Annotated in this window: 14 protein-coding genes and 1 riboswitch; of the genes, 7 read left to right on the top strand and 7 right to left on the bottom strand. The window is 62.9% G+C overall.

From position 1 onward, the window contains the following. The first annotated feature begins 76 nt into the window (after positions 1 to 76). Both pnuC and JAB4_RS21025 read left to right on the top strand, forming a co-directional pair. Positions 77 to 688, top strand: a complete 612-nt coding sequence (gene pnuC / locus JAB4_RS21030; RefSeq protein ID WP_070224181.1) for a nicotinamide riboside transporter PnuC — start codon at positions 77 to 79, stop codon at positions 686 to 688. Beyond that, positions 688 to 1,224, top strand: coding sequence for an ATP-binding protein (locus JAB4_RS21025; RefSeq protein WP_070224022.1), 537 nt, complete (start codon positions 688 to 690; stop codon positions 1,222 to 1,224). The genes pnuC and JAB4_RS21025 overlap by 1 nt, the downstream gene beginning before the upstream one ends. Here the strand turns inward: JAB4_RS21025 and JAB4_RS21020 are convergent. The 3 genes from JAB4_RS21020 to JAB4_RS21010 all read right to left on the bottom strand — a co-directional run bounded on the left by JAB4_RS21020 (position 1,221) and on the right by JAB4_RS21010 (position 6,908). Further along, positions 1,221 to 3,317 (bottom strand): prolyl oligopeptidase family serine peptidase, encoded by a 2,097-nt coding sequence (locus tag JAB4_RS21020; protein WP_139143555.1) that lies wholly within the window; start codon positions 3,315 to 3,317, stop codon positions 1,221 to 1,223. The two genes, JAB4_RS21025 and JAB4_RS21020, sit on opposite strands and share 4 nt — an antisense overlap. Positions 3,318 to 3,329: 12 nt before the next feature. Continuing rightward, on the bottom strand, positions 3,330 to 5,489 hold the full coding sequence (locus tag JAB4_RS21015) for a TonB-dependent siderophore receptor (protein ID WP_070224020.1): 2,160 nt from the start codon (positions 5,487 to 5,489) through the stop codon (positions 3,330 to 3,332). 85 nt (positions 5,490 to 5,574) lie between these two features. Beyond that, a riboswitch (TPP riboswitch) is annotated at positions 5,575 to 5,672 on the bottom strand. 78 nt (positions 5,673 to 5,750) lie between these two features. Next, on the bottom strand, positions 5,751 to 6,908 hold the full coding sequence (locus JAB4_RS21010) for an iron-containing alcohol dehydrogenase (protein ID WP_070224018.1): 1,158 nt from the start codon (positions 6,906 to 6,908) through the stop codon (positions 5,751 to 5,753). Positions 6,909 to 7,050: 142 nt separating this feature from the next. On the opposite strand from JAB4_RS21010, the gene JAB4_RS21005 reads away from it, so the two are divergent. After that, positions 7,051 to 7,356 carry a hypothetical protein gene (locus JAB4_RS21005; RefSeq protein WP_070224179.1) on the top strand — a complete coding sequence of 102 codons (306 nt, stop codon included), beginning with the start codon at positions 7,051 to 7,053 and terminating at the stop codon, positions 7,354 to 7,356. A gap of 93 nt (positions 7,357 to 7,449) precedes the next feature. Next, complete coding sequence (locus tag JAB4_RS21000; protein WP_070224016.1) at positions 7,450 to 7,929, top strand: Imm26 family immunity protein; 480 nt, start codon at positions 7,450 to 7,452, stop codon at positions 7,927 to 7,929. A 150-nt stretch (positions 7,930 to 8,079) separates the two neighbouring features. Here JAB4_RS21000 and JAB4_RS20995 read toward each other — a convergent pair whose 3' ends face one another. Further along, entirely contained in the window at positions 8,080 to 9,438 is a 1,359-nt protein-coding gene (locus JAB4_RS20995; protein ID WP_070224014.1) for a sensor histidine kinase, read from the bottom strand. 13 nt (positions 9,439 to 9,451) lie between these two features. Beyond that, positions 9,452 to 10,153 (bottom strand): two-component system response regulator OmpR, encoded by a 702-nt coding sequence (gene ompR, locus JAB4_RS20990; RefSeq protein WP_223278807.1) that lies wholly within the window; start codon positions 10,151 to 10,153, stop codon positions 9,452 to 9,454. A gap of 263 nt (positions 10,154 to 10,416) precedes the next feature. Between ompR and JAB4_RS20985 the strand changes: the two genes are divergently transcribed. Beyond that, on the top strand, positions 10,417 to 10,806 hold the full coding sequence (locus tag JAB4_RS20985; RefSeq protein ID WP_070224012.1) for a hypothetical protein: 390 nt from the start codon (positions 10,417 to 10,419) through the stop codon (positions 10,804 to 10,806). Positions 10,807 to 11,075: 269 nt separating this feature from the next. After that, entirely contained in the window at positions 11,076 to 12,935 is a 1,860-nt protein-coding gene (locus JAB4_RS20980; RefSeq protein WP_227742008.1) for a flagellar assembly protein A, read from the top strand. A 3-nt stretch (positions 12,936 to 12,938) separates the two neighbouring features. Here JAB4_RS20980 and arfB read toward each other — a convergent pair whose 3' ends face one another. Continuing rightward, positions 12,939 to 13,337, bottom strand: a complete 399-nt coding sequence (gene arfB, locus JAB4_RS20975) for an alternative ribosome rescue aminoacyl-tRNA hydrolase ArfB (protein ID WP_034749850.1) — start codon at positions 13,335 to 13,337, stop codon at positions 12,939 to 12,941. Between the two features lie 193 nt (positions 13,338 to 13,530). Here arfB and JAB4_RS20970 point away from each other — a divergent pair, with 193 nt between their 5' ends. Beyond that, entirely contained in the window at positions 13,531 to 14,031 is a 501-nt protein-coding gene (locus JAB4_RS20970; protein WP_070224010.1) for a chemotaxis protein CheW, read from the top strand. 41 nt (positions 14,032 to 14,072) lie between these two features. On the opposite strand, the gene JAB4_RS20965 is transcribed toward JAB4_RS20970, so the two are convergent. Next, positions 14,073 to 16,067: an ATP-binding cassette domain-containing protein gene (locus tag JAB4_RS20965; RefSeq protein WP_070224008.1), complete on the bottom strand. Its 1,995-nt coding sequence runs from the start codon at positions 16,065 to 16,067 to the stop codon at positions 14,073 to 14,075. Positions 16,068 to 16,126 lie beyond the last annotated feature (59 nt).

Raw genomic sequence — 16,126 nt, 5'->3', positions numbered from 1 at the left:
GGGCGGACGGCAAGGGCAATCTTGCTTATTCATGGCCGGTATTGCATACTGCACCACCAGCCTCATCACGATTCCCATGAACGATACGCTTCTCCTGCTGGGTTTTGCCACCACGCCGCTTGAACTGATTTCCTTTGTCCTGGCACTGACAACCGTTGCGCTGAACATCCGCCAGAATCACTGGGCGTGGCTGTTCGCCATCATTTCCTCGGCCGCCTACGGTTTCGTGTTTTTCGAATCGCGCCTGTATGGCGACATGGCCTTGCAACTGCTGTTCATCAGCGTCTCGTTCTGGGGCTGGTACCAGTGGCTGCATCCGGCCAGCGGCGGCAAGACCCTGCCCGTCACGCGGCTGGGCATGCGCGGCTGGCTGGGCAGCGCCCTGGCGTGGCTGGCGGGCTTTGTGCTGCTGGCCTGGCTGCTGACCTCGACCGACACGGACGTGCCTCACGCGGACGGTTTCCTCACGGCTGGCAGCCTGGTGGGGCAATTCCTGCTGTCGCGCAAGAAGCTGGAAAACTGGATCGTCTGGATCGTCGTTGATGTGCTGTACGTGTGGCTGTACCTGCACAAGGACCTGACCCTGACGGCCATCCTGTATGCGGTGTTTGTCGTCATGGCCACGATCGGCTTGCTGGCGTGGAAAAAAGCGGCGCCGGCCGCGCCCGATGCAATGGTCCTCAAGTGATGGGCCGCTGCGTGCGCGTGGCCATCCTGGGCGCGGAATCGTCGGGCAAGTCGACCCTGGCGGCGGCCCTGGCCGAGCGCTACGGCACCGTCTGGGTGCCTGAGTATTTACGTGAATTCGTCGCCACGCAGGGCAGGGTGCCTGTGGCGGAAGACCAATATGGGATTGCGCGTACGCAAGTTGAACGCGAAGCGGCCGCGGCCGCACAGGCGCGCAACTTCCTGTTCTGCGACACGACGCCCTTGATGACGGCGGTCTACAGCCGCCATTATTTCAATGGCGCCGATGCGCAACTGGCGGCGCTGGCCGCCGGCCATCAATACCACGCGACCATCGTGACTGCCCCCGACAGCCCCTGGACGCCAGACGGTTTGCAGCGCGAATCGGAAGCCGTGCGCCAGCTGATCTACCGCTATCTGCTCGACGAGCTGGACGCGCGCGGCATCGCCTACCTGCTGGTCAACGGTCCACTCGCGCAGCGCTTGAAGCAGGTTGACGGCTGGATGGCGAGGGCTGCGGCAGTCCTGCAGCGTTAAGGCCTGCCAATATGCTGGTGCAGGAATGCTTCCAGTTTCCGATACATCGCGGTGGCGTTGCGCGTCTTGTAAAAGCCATGCCCCTCGTCTTCCACCATCATCCATTCGGGCGCGTTATTGGCGGCAATCAGCGCCTTGCGCATCAGCTCGGCCTGCACGGGCGGCGTGGTCTCATCCTTGTCGCCATGGATGAGCAACACCGGCACCTTGATCCGCTGCGCTTGCTGGCTCGGTGAAATGGCATCGAGTTCGCGTGTATCCTCGCCCAGATAGTCCTGGAACTCGCGCCGCACATACTTGAGGCGGCGCGTCATGGGGGCGTCCTGCAGCAGCTTCAGTTCATACGCGCCGGCATAGCCAATCGCGCATTTGAAGGCGCCAGGCGCACGGACAGGCAGCATCATGGCCGCATACGCGCCGAAGCTGGCGCCATACGAACAGACGCGGCTGGCATCGACTTCACCCTGCGCCAGTACGGCCGCGAGGCCGTCGAGGATGTCATCCTGGATCAGCGTACCCCATTGGCGATAGCCGGCGCGCCGGAACCGCTCGCCGCGACCATCGGAGCCACGGTAGTTTACCTGCAGCACCGCATAGCCGCGGCTGGCAAGGAATTGGGCGTCGCTATCGAAATACCAGGTGTCGGCGATGCCGTGCGGGCCGCCATGGGGCATCACCACCAGAGGCAGCTTGACGCCGGGAGCATGCTTCGGCATGGTCAGGTAGCCATGCAGGTCCAGTCCGTCACGTGCCTTGAAGGCAATCGGCCGGCGCGGGGCCATCTGTTCCGGATCGATGTCGGCCATGGTCGCATACAGCAGGTCGGCCTTGTTGCTGGCTTTGTGATACAGGTAATAGCTGCCCGGATCGCGGTCGTTGGAAACGGCAAACAGCAAGGTGGCGCCATCGTCCGTGAAATTGATGAACTGGACATGATCGTCCGGAAACGAGGCGCTCAATTGCTGGTGCAGTCTGGCGCTATCGCTGGCAGGATCGACGTACACGGTGCGTGGCCTGCCGATGTCGATGACGACGGAAAATGGCGTGTCGTCGGGCGCCAGCATGGCAGTTCTGACGTCGCCGACGGCATCCTGCGCCAGGACAGTTTGTTTGCCGCTGGCAAGTTCTTGACGTATCAGCGAATACGGGCCGTTATCGTTGTTCTGAAAGGCGAAAAACGCGCTGTCGTCCGGCGTGAACTGGAATGGAATGAAATTTCTGCCTTTCTGCATCGTATGCAGACGCCATTCGCTGCTGGCATCGTCATAGCGATACAAGATGGGGGTGAGCTCGTCGTTCCAGCCATAGGCAAAACGTGGCACCTGATTATTCTGCAAGATGTAACTCAGCCGCGGCGCAGCAATATTGGCGATCAGCTTGCGCACGCCCTGTTTGCTGTCCACGTCATACAGCATCGAGCGGTCGCGATCCCAGTCCTGGGCGGACAGAAAGACATGGCCCGTGCGCGGCCGGGGAATGGTATTGATATAGGCGTAGCCATAATCATCCTGATACTGTCCGCGGCTTGATGAGCGAAACATTTCATAGCCATACAAATATTCCTGCTTGTTGCCGTCGAGGTCAAAGGCGAGGATTTCTCCCGTCGACATGGGCTTTTCGAGGGAGCCTTGTTCCTCGCCCTTGCGCATGACGAGGCGCCGGTTGTTCAGCCAGAAGTAGCTCATCGGCACTTCAAAGATACGCAGGCGCAGCGTGCCGACCAGTTGCATCTCGGGCAGGCTGTAGATCCCGATGGTGGGAACCATGCGTTCACCCTGGGGAACTTGCACCGTCACGGCCAAATGCTTGCCATCTGGCGAAAGCCGCAGCTTACTGACGGCATCGCGCTTGGTGAAGTGTTCGATGGGGATGAGTCGCTCTGCCGACCAGGCAGCGCTGGCCGCCAAAGTCGGGAACAGGACGGCGACGAGTAAGGGCAAGGCGCGTGGCAATGTAGGCATCGGCAAGGGTGGGTAGTTGCAAATAATGATATTTATTGTAGCAATAAAATCAATTCCTATTAGGAAATATTTCCAGCTTCCTCGCCATCCTCGCCGTCGTCCCCGTGCCAGGTCTCTTGCGCCCTGGATCAATCTTTACAGAAATTAAAAATCGAACTGCGCCGACACCTTGAACGTGCGGCTGGCGCCCGGATACAGATAGCCGTCCGATTCCGGCGTCACGTCGCGCCAGTAGAACTTGTCGGCCACGTTGTTGACGGCGGCGCGCAGCACGGCGCGCGTGCCGGCGATGCGCGTGGCGTAAGCGGCGCCCAGGTTGAACACGTGGTACGACGGCACGAAGGTCGTGTTGTTGTACTCAAACGCTTTCTTGCCCGCATATTCCCAGCTGCCGTTCACGCTCAGGCCCGCCACCTGTTGTACGGCGTAGTCCGCATGCACGGCCGCCTTGAAGGCGGGCACGTTGGGTACGCGCTTGCCGTCGAGGTCCGCATTGCCCGTGCCCGACTGCTGGCTGTTCAGGGCCGTCACGGAAGCGCCCAGGCTCAGGTTGGCGCTTGCCTTGCCCTGGGCCGACAATTCCAGGCCGCGGTGCTGGGCCTGGCCTTCGCGCACGAAGTAGCCGGCCGTGTTCTGGAATTCCAGGCCCTTGCGGATCTGGAACAGGCTGGCCGCCAGCATGAAGTCCGGCGTCACATCCATCTTGGCGCCGAGTTCGATCTGCTTCGAGCGGCTCGGTGACAGTTCTTCATTGGCATTCATTGCCTTGCGGTCGGCCGTGCCGCCATGTTCCATGCCCTGCGAATAGGCCGCATACACGGACACATTGTCGAGCGGGGTATAGACGAGCGATACATTCGGCAGCAGGAAATCGTGCTTGGCGCGGATTTCCGTGTCGGCCTTGAGCACGTACTGGTAGCCATCGACATTGATATGGCGCAAGCCGCCATGCAGTTTCCAGTTCGGCGCCAGGCTGACGATATCCTGCACGAAGACGGAGTTTTCCGTATCCTTGCGCACCAGCCGCACGGGGCCAGTGACGCCGGGCGACGTGCCGACGATCTGCGGCTGGTAGATGTTGCTCACGCCCACCCAGTCGTACACGTACAGGCCGGCGCGGTCCTTGCGGCGGAAGGTCGAGATGCCGGCCGTGAAGTCATGGCGCAGGGAGCCGGTGGCGAACTTGCCCTGGATCATGGCTTGCGCGCTCAGCGGTTTTTTCGTCTCGCCCAGGCTGCGGTAGTCATACACGTCGTAATCGCCATTGCCGCAGAAGCCGGGGTACAGGTCCTGTCCGCTGCAGCCATACGGGAAGGCCGTGTAATCGTCGCGCTTGAACGAGTGCTGGTTGGCCGACACGGTGGCGTGCCAGTCGTCATTGAACGCGTACTGGAAGCGCAGGCCGATATTGCTGGTGACGGTTTCCACGGGGCGCGTCCACGGCTGCAGGTTGAGCATGGCGTCGGCGCTGATGCCGGTCGGCAAGGTCTTATTGTTCAGCAGCTGGAAGCCGGGCGCCGTGGCCTGCGCCTTGTCCTGGTAGTCGGCGTCCAGTTGCAGCAGCGCTTGCGGCGAGATTTGCCAGTCGAAGGCGCCGGAAATGAACTTGCGGTTGCCGTCCGCGCCCTTGATGTAGGAGCGCAGGCGCTCGGCCGCCACGTTGACCCGGTAGCCGAAGCGCGTGTCTTCCAGGCGTCCGCCCAGGTCGACGGCGCCGTACAGGGTGCCTCGTTCGCGCGTTTCCACGGTCACCGTGCGCAGCGGCGCCGCGGTGGGGCGCTTGACGATGAAGTCGATCACGCCGCCCGGCGCGGCCACGCCCGCCTGCAAGCCGGCCAGGCCTTTCAGCACTTCGATGCGTTCCTTGTTTTCCAGCGGAATTTGCGTGTCGCCAGGAATGGCCACGCCATCCTTGCGGTAGCTGGAATTGTTGTCGAGCTTGAAGCCGCGGATGGAAAACTGTTCCGCATAGCCGACGGCGTTGTAGGCGTCATTGATGCTGGCGTCGAGCTTGACGGCATCGCTGAGATTGCGGATCTGCAAGTCCTGCATGTCCTTTTGCGAAATGACGGTGACGGACGCGGGCGTCTGCAGCAGCGGCGCGTCGCTAAAGCCCCCGACGGAGGCGCGCTTGGCGGCCGGCGCCTTGCTGGCCGTGACGACGACTTCGGCCATGCTTTGCGCCTGCGGGTCGGCCGCTTCGGTGCTGTCATTCGCGGCGAAGGCAGGCGCGGCAAACGCGTGCAGGATGGCCAGTGTCAGGACAGGACGGGAAAAATGCGCAGATAAATTCGGTGTGGACATAGATTGCTCGTGGTTCAAGCCGTCTCGGGAAAGAGCACGGCAGGCTGCTTGTTCGGCTGGCGCCAACGCAGGAGCTATCAAAGGAGGGAGGTACTTTGCGCTTTCCTTCGCTGGCATTATCCAGATCAGGTACGAAGGGTATCTCTCACCCGGATGACTGCTCCAGGACCCCTAGCGAAATGACAGCTTAGCATGAAGCACGGCCAGCTGTCCCACTGGCCGACCGTTTTACAACACTGTGGCGCGAATTTGCAAACTGCGCTACAGACTCAGTTCCAGCACCTTGCGGCTGACGGCGGGCGTCACTTCGCGCTGCTCTCCCAGCGCCGTCATGCCGTGCGCTTCCAGAGCGGCCACGACGGCGTCCACGCTGGCATGGTTCAGGCCATAGTCGGCCAGGCGCGTCTTGACGCCCATGTGGCGGAAGAAGAATTCCGTGCGCGCGATGGCCGCCTCGATGCGGCCGTCCTCGTCGCCGCCATCGAGGCCCCACACGCGGGCCGCGTATTGCAGCAGCTTGGCGCGCTTGGCCTGCTTGCGCACGCGCAGCATGCTGGGCAGGATGATGGCCAGCGTCTGCGCATGATCGAGCTCGTACAGGGCCGTCAATTCGTGGCCGATGGCGTGCGTGGACCAGTCCTGCGGCACGCCTACGCCGATCAGGCCGTTCAAGGCCAGGGTGGCGCTCCACATCACGTTGGCGCGCACGTCGTAGTCGTCCGGGTGCGACAGGGCTTTCGGGCCTTCCTCGATCAGCGTCAATAAAATGCCTTCGGCGAAGCGGTCCTGCACGGACGCGTTCACGGGATAGGTCAAATACTGTTCCATCACATGCGCAAACGCATCGACGACGCCATTGCCCACCTGGCGCAGCGGCAAGGTGAACGTCTTCGACGGGTCCAGCACGGAGAATTTCGGATACACCTTGCGGCTCATGAACGAGCGCTTTTCCTGCGTGGCCTTGCGCGTGATCACGGCCGAGCCATTCATTTCGGAACCCGTGGCCGGCAACGTCAACACGGTGCCGAAGGGCAGGGCGGCTTCGACGATCTTGCCGCCTTTGGCCAGGATGTCCCACGCTTCGCCTTCATGCAAGGCGGCGGCGGCGATGAACTTGGTGCCATCGACCACGGAGCCGCCGCCGACGGCCAGCAGGAAATCGATGCGCTCGCTTTTCACCATGGCCACGGCCTGCATCAGGGTTTCATAGCTGGGATTGGGTTCGATGCCGGCAAATTCCAGCACCGTGTGGCCGGCCAGCGCCGCCCTGACTTCATCGTAGACGCCGTTCTGCTTGATGCTGCCGCCGCCGTAGGTCATCAGGACCCGCGCCTGGGGCGGGATCAGGCCGGCGATGGCGGCGATCTGGCCCTGGCCGAAGAGGATTTGCGTCGGATTGTAAAAGTCGAAATTGAACATGGGGCTCCTGCTGCCGAGGTATAGGCTGTTGCTGAGCCATGATTATGGCCGAACGGGTGAAATCGTGTCGTGGACGCTTGAGCTTTTCGCCCGCGCGGTGGAGAATGCAGCCGATGTCACCACCACGCGAAAAGGAATGCGCATGACCACCGTCCCACTGGAAGAATCCGGCTTGCCGGCCACCGCGCTCGACATGCACCGCGCCATTGGCGCCACCATCGCCGCGCTGCAGGCGCTGGACTTGAACAGCCAGCGTTTCGAGGCGTGCACGGACCCCGAACTGCGCCGCGTGCTGGCGCATGCGGGCGACACGAGCCGCAAGGAAGCGGCCATGCTGCTCGAATGGATGCGCCGCCGCGACGCGCGCCTTGATGCGGCCATGAAAGAAGCGCTGTTCAAGGCGGGGCCAATTGTTGCCCAGTATCACTATGACGAGAAAATATTGTAACTATTGGTTTGTTGTTGTGGCGTACCATGCGCCACATAGCCTTTGCTTCGCGTAGACTGTGCCCCGAACACGATTTTGGGGGAGTCTGCAGAAATGAAATCATTACCATACCGAGAAGGCAGCTGGTTTGCCGTGCCCCTGCCGGGCGGCGGTTATGCCGTCGGCGTGGTGGCGCGCAGGGCGCCTGCCGGGCGCATCATGCTGGCGTATATGTTCGGGCCGAAGCGCGACAGTTTGCCCGCGCTGGAAGAGCTGGAAGGCTTGCGGCCGGAACAGGCCGTGCGCCGCCTGCGCACGGGGGACATGGCCCTGCTCAACGAGCGCTGGCCCCTGCTGGGCGACAGCCTCCACTGGGAGCGCGATGCCTGGCCCATGCCGGCCTTTATCCGCCGCAATGAATCCTTGCAGCGCGCCTGGCGCGCCAGCTATGCGGACGCCGATCCTGCCAAGCTGAACCGCGAGGAATCGATTCCCTTCGACACGCCGGGCATGGAAAGCGATTCCCTGTACGGCTACGGGGCGACGGAATTGTTGATGAGTAAATTGTTGGCGCAGGAGCAGGCGTCGGCGTGATGGCTGCCGGGCGGCCTTGGTGCCGGAACCTGCATCGGACGGCGTAGGTCGGCTTAGCGCAAAGCGCGTAAGCCGACACCACCAGCGGCCCAGGTCAACAATGTTGTCGGATTACGCGAGGCAAGGCCTCGCTAATCCGACCTACGCCGCTTATGCCGCCGGCAAGCTGATCTGAAACGCCAGGCCGCCGCCTTCGCGGTTGCGCACCTGCAGTTCGGCGCCGTGGCGCAGCAGCACGCGGTCGACGATGGCCAGGCCCAGGCCAGCGCCGTTGGCTTGTCCGCGCGCCGTGTCGAGGCGGGTGAACGGTTTCATCAGCTGCTCGATCTTTTCCGCCGGCACGCCCGTGCCGTGGTCCTGTACCTCGATGATCACCTTTTTCGCGCCGTGGCTGGTGCGCACCTGGCAGGCGATGTCGATTTCCGTCACGTCGCTGCCCGGCGTCTTGCCATAGCGGCGCGCATTCTCGATCAGGTTGTTCAGCACGCGGCGCAAGTCGGTGGGGTTGCCCATCGCATGCGCGCCATCGGCGATGGTGGCGTTGAGCTTCACATCCGGCAGGCGCATCGCTTCGCGCGTCATATCGTGGAGCAAACCGCTGAGGTCGACATCGGTAAAGCTCGACGCTTCCGTTGGCTTGGCGTAGTCGAGGAACTGGCCGATGATGGCGTCCATCTGCCCGATATCGGACTGGATGCCTTCGCGCGCCTCGTCCGACAGGTTGGCCATTTCCACTTCCAGCTGCATGCGCGCCAGCGGCGTGCGCAAGTCGTGCGAAATGCCGGCCAGAATCACGGCGCGGTCCGATTCCACCTGTTTCAGATCATCGACCATCTGGTTGAAGCTGCGGTTTGCCTCGATGATTTCGATCGGCCCTTTTTCCGGCAACGGCGCCGGCTGCTTGCCCTTGGCGATGTCGCGCGCGGCCGCCGTCAGACGCGACAGCGGCAGATTGATCAGGCTGGAAATGATGGCCGCGCCCAGCAGCGACAGCAGGGACACCAGGCTGGCCCAGCCCAGCCACTGGAAGCCCGTGAGGCCGCGCAGGCGCTCGCGGTCCAGCATCAGCCAGTATTCGTCGTCGTCGATCTTGAAGCTGACCCAGAAGCCGGCCACGCCGTTGACGCGCGCGGAAAAGCGCGTGTCCTTGCCCAGTTTGGCCTTCACCAGCGCCTCGATCTCGGGCATCAGGTAATTGTCGGGCGGCGGCTCGATGCGGTCGTCCTCTTCCAGCGAGAAGATGCGGATGCCTTCGTTGCTGACGAGGTCGAACAGCAGCTCGCGGCGCAGCTCGGGCGCCGAGTGCGTCAGTGCCGCATGCGTGATGGTGACGACGGAAATGATCTGGGCGGAAATCTGCTGCGCCTGCGGCTCGCGCTGGATGACGGAAATCATGCCGATCCAGGTGATCATGCTGACCGTGGTCAAGGTGCCGAGCAGCAAAAAGGTGCGCCAGAACAGGCCGCTTTTCAGCCGCGCCAGGCTGATATCGGGAACAAGCTTCATCATGCCTCGCCAGCGATCAGCGCGGCTGTCCGTCCGGGATGAAGACGTAGCCGAGGCCCCACACGGTCTGGATGAAGAGCGGGCTCGACGGATCGGGTTCGATCAGTTTACGCAGGCGAGAAATCTGCACGTCCAGGCTGCGGTCGAACACTTCGTATTCGCGTCCGCGCGCCAGTTCCATCAGTTTTTCGCGTGACAGCGGCTGGCGCGCATGGCGGGCAAACACTTTCAATACGGAAAATTCGCCCGTGGTCAGCGGCACCGTTTCGCCATTCTTTTTCAAGGTGCGCGTGCCCAGGTCCAGCACGAAGTCGCCGAATTCGAAGGTTTGCGGCGTTTCCGACGGCGCGCCCGGGATTTCATCGGGACCCTTGCGGCGCAGCACGGCGCCGATGCGGGCCACCAGTTCGCGCGGGTTGAATGGTTTCGGCAGGTAGTCGTCGGCGCCCATTTCCAGGCCCACGATGCGGTCTACGTCCTCGCCCTTGGCCGTCAGCATGATGATCGGCGTCTGGTCGCCCGCGCCGCGCAGGCGGCGGCAGATCGACAGGCCGTCTTCGCCCGGCAGCATCAGGTCGAGCACCAGCAGGTCGTAGCGTTCGCGCAGCCACAGCTTGTTCATGGCCGTCGCACTCTCTGCCGTGAAGACATTGAAGCCCTGTTCGGTCAGGTAGCGCCGCAGCAGGTCGCGCAGGCGCACATCGTCATCGACCACCATGATTTTTGCCTGGTGGCCATGGATCGATTGCGTTGTTGTATTGCTGCCGGTAGTGGAGGTTGTGGTCATTTAGGGTGTCGTGTTATCTTATATTAGTTGCTATAGTAACGCCTCGCGCGGCGTCGGCAAGGGGCTGTGGCGACCCATTACAAAGTGTTACAAACTTTACCCAATTACTCTTACTGCACCGTGTAAAGCATCATACACTGGGGCCACAGTGGAAATCAGCTTTAGTTTATACGGCATCGCGGAAGAGGAACTCAATGAATATCTTTACTAAAAAAATTCACGCCGCTCCCAGCGCAGCTATTGCCGCACGTACGACTGTGCTGTCCGCATTTGCCGTTTGTTCCGTGTTTGCCGCCAGCCTGGCGCTGGCGCAAAACCAGCCGCCGCCACGCCGTGACGACCAGCAGCAAATGCAGGCCCAGCGGTATGAACAGGTACAGCGCAGCAATAGCAATGATACGCGACTGCGCGAACAGCGTGACGCACGCAGTTTCGACACCCGCGCCGAAGAGCAGCGCCGCGCCAACGAGGGCGCGGACGCCTCACGCCGGACGGGCCGCATGACGCCCGACGAGCGCCGCGACCTGCGCCGCCAGATCAACGAAGTGGGCCAGGATATTTACTCGAATCCGCCGCGTCGTTGATGACATCCGGCAATACCTACTGCGCGTCGCGACTTGTGGCCTGCGATGCTCACTGTACTAAAGTACAGTTCCGCTTCTCGGCCACAATTCACTTCCGCTCGCTACGGTCTTGCCAGATGTCGTGACTTTACCTGAAACATCCATCTCCATTTTTCATTCCCCTGTTTGTTGCGCCAGGATTATGCTAATCCGGCATACCGCCACGCCCCGTGATATTGTTCTAGTGCACTGAGACAATTCTCCGAATGTGTTGCAGGGGGAGGCAAGTGGTGAGCGACGACGACACACCCGTTCCTGATGCGGCCCCCGCAGGCGGCCTGCCGTACGGCCTGGTCCAGCGCGACGGGGGCGTGTTCCTGGACCTGTCGCTGGCGCCGGCGCAGCTGCGCGCCGCCGTCGACCAGCTGTTCCAGTCGGGGCAGTTGCTGGCTGGCCTCGATTACGGTTTGTTCCTGCTGACCCTGTTTCATGCCCCCACGCCCCGCGCCGCGCCCAAGGGTGACGCCTTGCTGCGCATCGCCGTGCGCGTGGCGCCATTTTCACCCCAGCGCCGCGCCCTGTATAAACAGGTCAAGATCCACGGCGACAGCGCCGAGTTTTACTTTGAAGCATTGCTTCCTGACGCCGATGGCCAGGTGCCTGTGCGCCGCGAGTTTGACGAGCTGGTGGCTGACCTGTGGTGCAAGGGTGTGCACTACGGCATCGATAGTGTGGCCGTGCGCGCCATTCTCGCCAGCGGCAAGGCCGAGCGCATCACGGTGGCGCGGGTGCTGCCGCCGCAGCCGGGGCGCGACGCCCAACTGGTGGAGGTGTCGCAAGGCATCCACCGCGACGATGCGCCGCGCGAACGCTCCGATGGCCGCCTCGATTTGCTCAGCTTCAAGAACCGCTTTCCGCAAGTCAAAAAACACGCGCGCCTGCTGCGTCTGCTGCCAGGTGCGCCCGGCTTGCCCGGCTATGACCTGGCCGGCAAGGCCCTGCCGCCGCCCGCGCCGCTGGCGCTGGACCTGGCCACAGTGGCGGGGCCGGGCACGGCGGTCGGACATTTCAGCGATGGCGATTTCGTCGTGGCCACCCAGGCTGGTTACGTGAATGTCGATGAGGGCGGCAAGATCTCCATCGAGAACAAGATCGTCAGCCGCGAAGGCGTCAGCAGCCGCACCACGGGCAATCTGAAGCTGCGCGCCGCCTACGAGGAGTATGGCGACGTGCAGGAGCAGCGTCAGCTCGACGGCAGCGATATCACCATCCATGGCGACGTGTATGGCCATTTGCACTCGCATGGCGGACTGATCTTGTTGCAGCGCAACCTGGTGGGCGGCACGGCGTTCAATGAACACGGCGACGTGCGCGTCGAGGGCGTCGCTTCCGGTTCCGTGCTGCAGGCACTCAGCGGCGAAGTGCATGTGAAGCGCGCCGAAAGCTGTGTCATCGCCGGCACGCGCGTGGTGATCGACAGCGCCAGCAATTGCGAGATCATCGCCGACGAGGTCGTCATCGAACTGGCCGAAGGCTGCGCCGTGGCGGCGCGCACCATCCGCATCGGCAGCGCCGGCCCGCGCAAGCAGGTGGAAATGCTGCTATTTCCCCTCGTGCCCGATTTGAGCGCCCTGGAGCAACAGATCGCCGAGAGTCTGGCCAAGGCCGCGCAGTACCAGCAGGTGCAGCACAAGCGCCAGCAGGAAATCGATGCCATCGCGCAGTTGCCGGAAGTACGCAACTACCTGACCCTGGCGGGCCAGCTGCGGCGCGGCGAATTGCAGCTGCAGCCGGCGCAACAGCTGCAATACGACAAGCTGGCCGCGCGCATCGCTCCCGTCCTGAAGGAGGTGGCGCGGCTGCGCGTGGAAGTCAAGCAGTCGGAAATCCTGCAGGCGCAGATGCTGGCCCTGGTGGCGCAGCTGCGCCAGGAGCGGCAGGCGACGGCTGGCCAGTCGCGCTGCAGCCTGGGCCTGGTCGATGGAGAAACGACGGTGCGCGCCCTGGTCGTGCCGCCCGGGCCGGCCAAGGTCTACGACCGGCCGCCGAAAGAAATCAAGGCCTTGCTGCGCAGCGCCACGCCGGCCACGCAAGCCGTGTTCGCGGACAGCACGGGCAGCCTGGACTGGACGTATGCGCCGCCGCCCTAGCGTTTAATCCGTGACCTTGCCGCGCGACTGCTTGAGCACGCTGTGCGTGCTCTTGCTGTCGAGGCGGCGCCGCTGCGAGCTGCGCGTGGGCTTGGTGGCGCGCCGCACGGCGGGCAGGAACGTGACGCTGTCGATGATTTCCTGCAGCCGGCGCAAGGCTTCTTCCTTGTTCTGCTCCTGGCTGCGCGACTGCTGCGCCTTGAGCACCAGTACGCCATCCTTGCTGATGCGGCTGTCGCGCAGGGCCAGCAGACGCTCCTTGTATGCTTCCGGCAGCGACGAGGCGGCGATGGGGAAGCGCAGATGGATGGCGCTGGACACCTTGTTGACGTTCTGCCCGCCCGGGCCCTGGGCGCGGATGGCGGAAAATTCAACTTCAGCGGGGTTGACGAGGTGTTGCATGGCCTGCCTGTAGGGAGTGATGTGGGTATTGTAAGGGAAGATGGCTGCGCCGGCGCAAGGGCGGGCGGCCAGTCGATGATGTCTTCCGGGAAAGTTGATGTTTCTCAACGCTGGAGGCGGGGATGCTGGTTAGCATGGGCCAACGTTGCGCCACTGCGCATCCTGGCAGCGCTTACCGGATGAAAGGAACACCATGCAGCCCACGACCAAGCCTGGCGCCGCAGCGACGGCGGAACGCGGCACCGCGCAATCCCTGACGCAGTACTTGAGCTTTCGGCTGGGCGGCCTGGAATACGGCCTCGATTACCGCTGCGTGCGGGAATTGCGTGCCCTCAAGGAGCTCGACCGTTTTTCTTCGGAAGGGGAAGTGCTGCACAGCGTGGCCGTCTCGCGCGGCGTGATCATCCCCATCGTCGATATGCGTGCCGCGTTCGGCAGCGCCCACGGCGCGCCAGACCCGGCCACCGACGTGATCATTCTGCAGCTGAGTAATGGCGTGATGGGCATGGTGGTCGACGGCGTCACCGATATCGTCAGCCTGGCGCCCGCCGACATCGCCGCCGTGCCCGGCCTGGGCGAGGCGGAGGCCGATTACCTGCTGGGCCTGGCCACGGTGGCGGGACGCCGCTTGATCCTCGTCGACATCGACCGCCTGATGGCAATCCGCAGCCCCGGTCCCATGCAGGTGGCCTAAAAAAAAAGACGACCTGAAGGTCGTCTTTTGTCGCTGCTTGATTAACCGAGTTTTTCCAGCTGATCCTGCAAGTCCAGCCATTCCGCTTCCAGCTGCGCCAGGTCCTTGGTGAAGAAGGTCTGGTCGGCCAGCAACTGTTTCAGCTTGGCCTTGTTGGCCGCGTCGTAGATGGTCGGCTCGCCCAGCTTTTCTTCCGTTTCCGCCTTTTGCGCGTTGCGCTTGGCAATCTGCTCTTCCTGGCGCTTGATCTTGTTTTCGATCGGCTTGCGCAGGGCGGCCGCCTTCTGGCGGTCTTCCGCTTCCTGGCGCTTGTCGCGCACGGGCGCGGCAGGGGCGGCGGCCGGCGCAGGGACGGACGACGTTACCGGGAAGTCGGTCTTGTTGGCCTTGCCGGCGGCCGGCAGCACATCGGTACCCTTGCCCAGCTTGGTCTTGAACAGCCAATCCTTGTAGTCGTCCAGGTCGCCGTCGAACGGCTGCAGCTTGCCGTCGGCCACGATGATGAATTCGTCCGTGGTGGCGCGCAGCAAATGGCGATCATGGGACACGACGACCAAGGTGCCTTCGAACTGGGCCAACGCTTCCGTCAGCGCTTCGCGCGTTTCCAGATCCAGGTGGTTGGTCGGTTCATCGAGCAGCAGCAGGTTCGGCCGCTGCCAGACGATCAGGGCCAGCGCCAGGCGGGCTTTTTCGCCGCCCGAGAACGGCGCGATCGACGCGGTGACCATGTTGCCGGGGAAGTTGAAGCCGCCCAGGAAGTTGCGCAGTTCCTGCTCGCGCACGGTCGGGGCGATCTTCGCCAGATGCCACAGCGGCGATTCGTCGTGGCGCAGCATTTCCACCTGGTGCTGGGCGAAGTAGCCGATGTTGAGGCCCTTGCCCATGGTGGCGTCTCCCGTCAATGGCATCAGTTCGCCGGCGATGGTCTTGATCAGCGTCGATTTGCCGGCGCCGTTCTGGCCCAGGAGGCCGATACGCTGGCCGATCTGCAGCGAAAACTTGATGCCGTTGACGATGGTCTTGTGCGTGATCTCGCCCGTCGCTTCGTTTTCGATCTTGTAGCCCGCATCGACGTCTTCCATCACCAGCAGCGGGTTCGGGGCGCTCAAAGGCTCGCGGAATTCGAACGAGAATTCGGCGGCGGCGCGCAGCGGCGCCAGTTCTTCCATCTTCGCCAGCGCCTTCATGCGGCTTTGCGCCTGGCGGGCTTTCGAGGCTTGCGCCTTGAAGCGGTTCACGAACGATTCCAGATGGGCACGCTTGCGCTGCTGCTTTTCCAGCGCGCCGGCGGCCAGGATCATCTGCGCTGCGCGTTGGCGCTCGAAGCTCGAATAGTTGCCCGAATAGCGTTTCAGCTTGCGCTCGTCGATATGCACGACGACGTTGACCACTTCATCGAGGAAGTCGCGGTCATGGGAAATGATCAGCAAGGTGCCGGCGTAGCGCTTGAGCCAGTCTTCCAGCCAGATGATGGCGTCCAGGTCCAAGTGGTTGGTCGGCTCATCGAGCAGCAGCAGGTCGGACGGGCACATCAGCGCTTGCGCTAGGTTCAGACGCATGCGCCAGCCGCCGGAGAAACTGGCGACAGGCTGCTGCATCTGGTCCAGGGTAAAGCCCAGGCCCAGCAGCAATTGCTCGCCGCGCGACTGCACGGTATATGCATCGGCATCGGCCATGGCGCTGTAGATCTCGCCGATGGCGATGCCGTTTTCCGACGTGGCCGGTTCCGATTCCAGGCGCGCCAGTTCCGCTTCCAGCTTGCGCAAGGTCACGTCGCCGTCGATGGCGTAATCGAGCGCGGCACGGTCCAGCGGCGGCGTTTCCTGCGCCACGTAAGCCACGCGCCATTTGGCCGGGAAATCGATCTCGCCCTGGTCAGGGTGCAATTCGCCGCGCATCATGGCGAACAGGCTCGATTTGCCCGCGCCATTGGCGCCGATCAGGCCGATCTTGTCGCCCGGATTGAGGGTGACATCGACTTGTTCGAGCAACGGTTTGATGCCGCGCATCAGGCTTACTTGTAGGAAACGTATCATTTTTTTCTTTGTAAAGGCTGGGCTTTACCCCTCGCCGTAAAAACATCGTGTAGGTCGGA

This window comes from Janthinobacterium sp. HH102, assembly GCF_001758625.2.
Lineage (GTDB): Bacteria > Pseudomonadota > Gammaproteobacteria > Burkholderiales > Burkholderiaceae_D > Janthinobacterium.
This window is presented reverse-complemented; position numbering and strand designations above follow the sequence as displayed.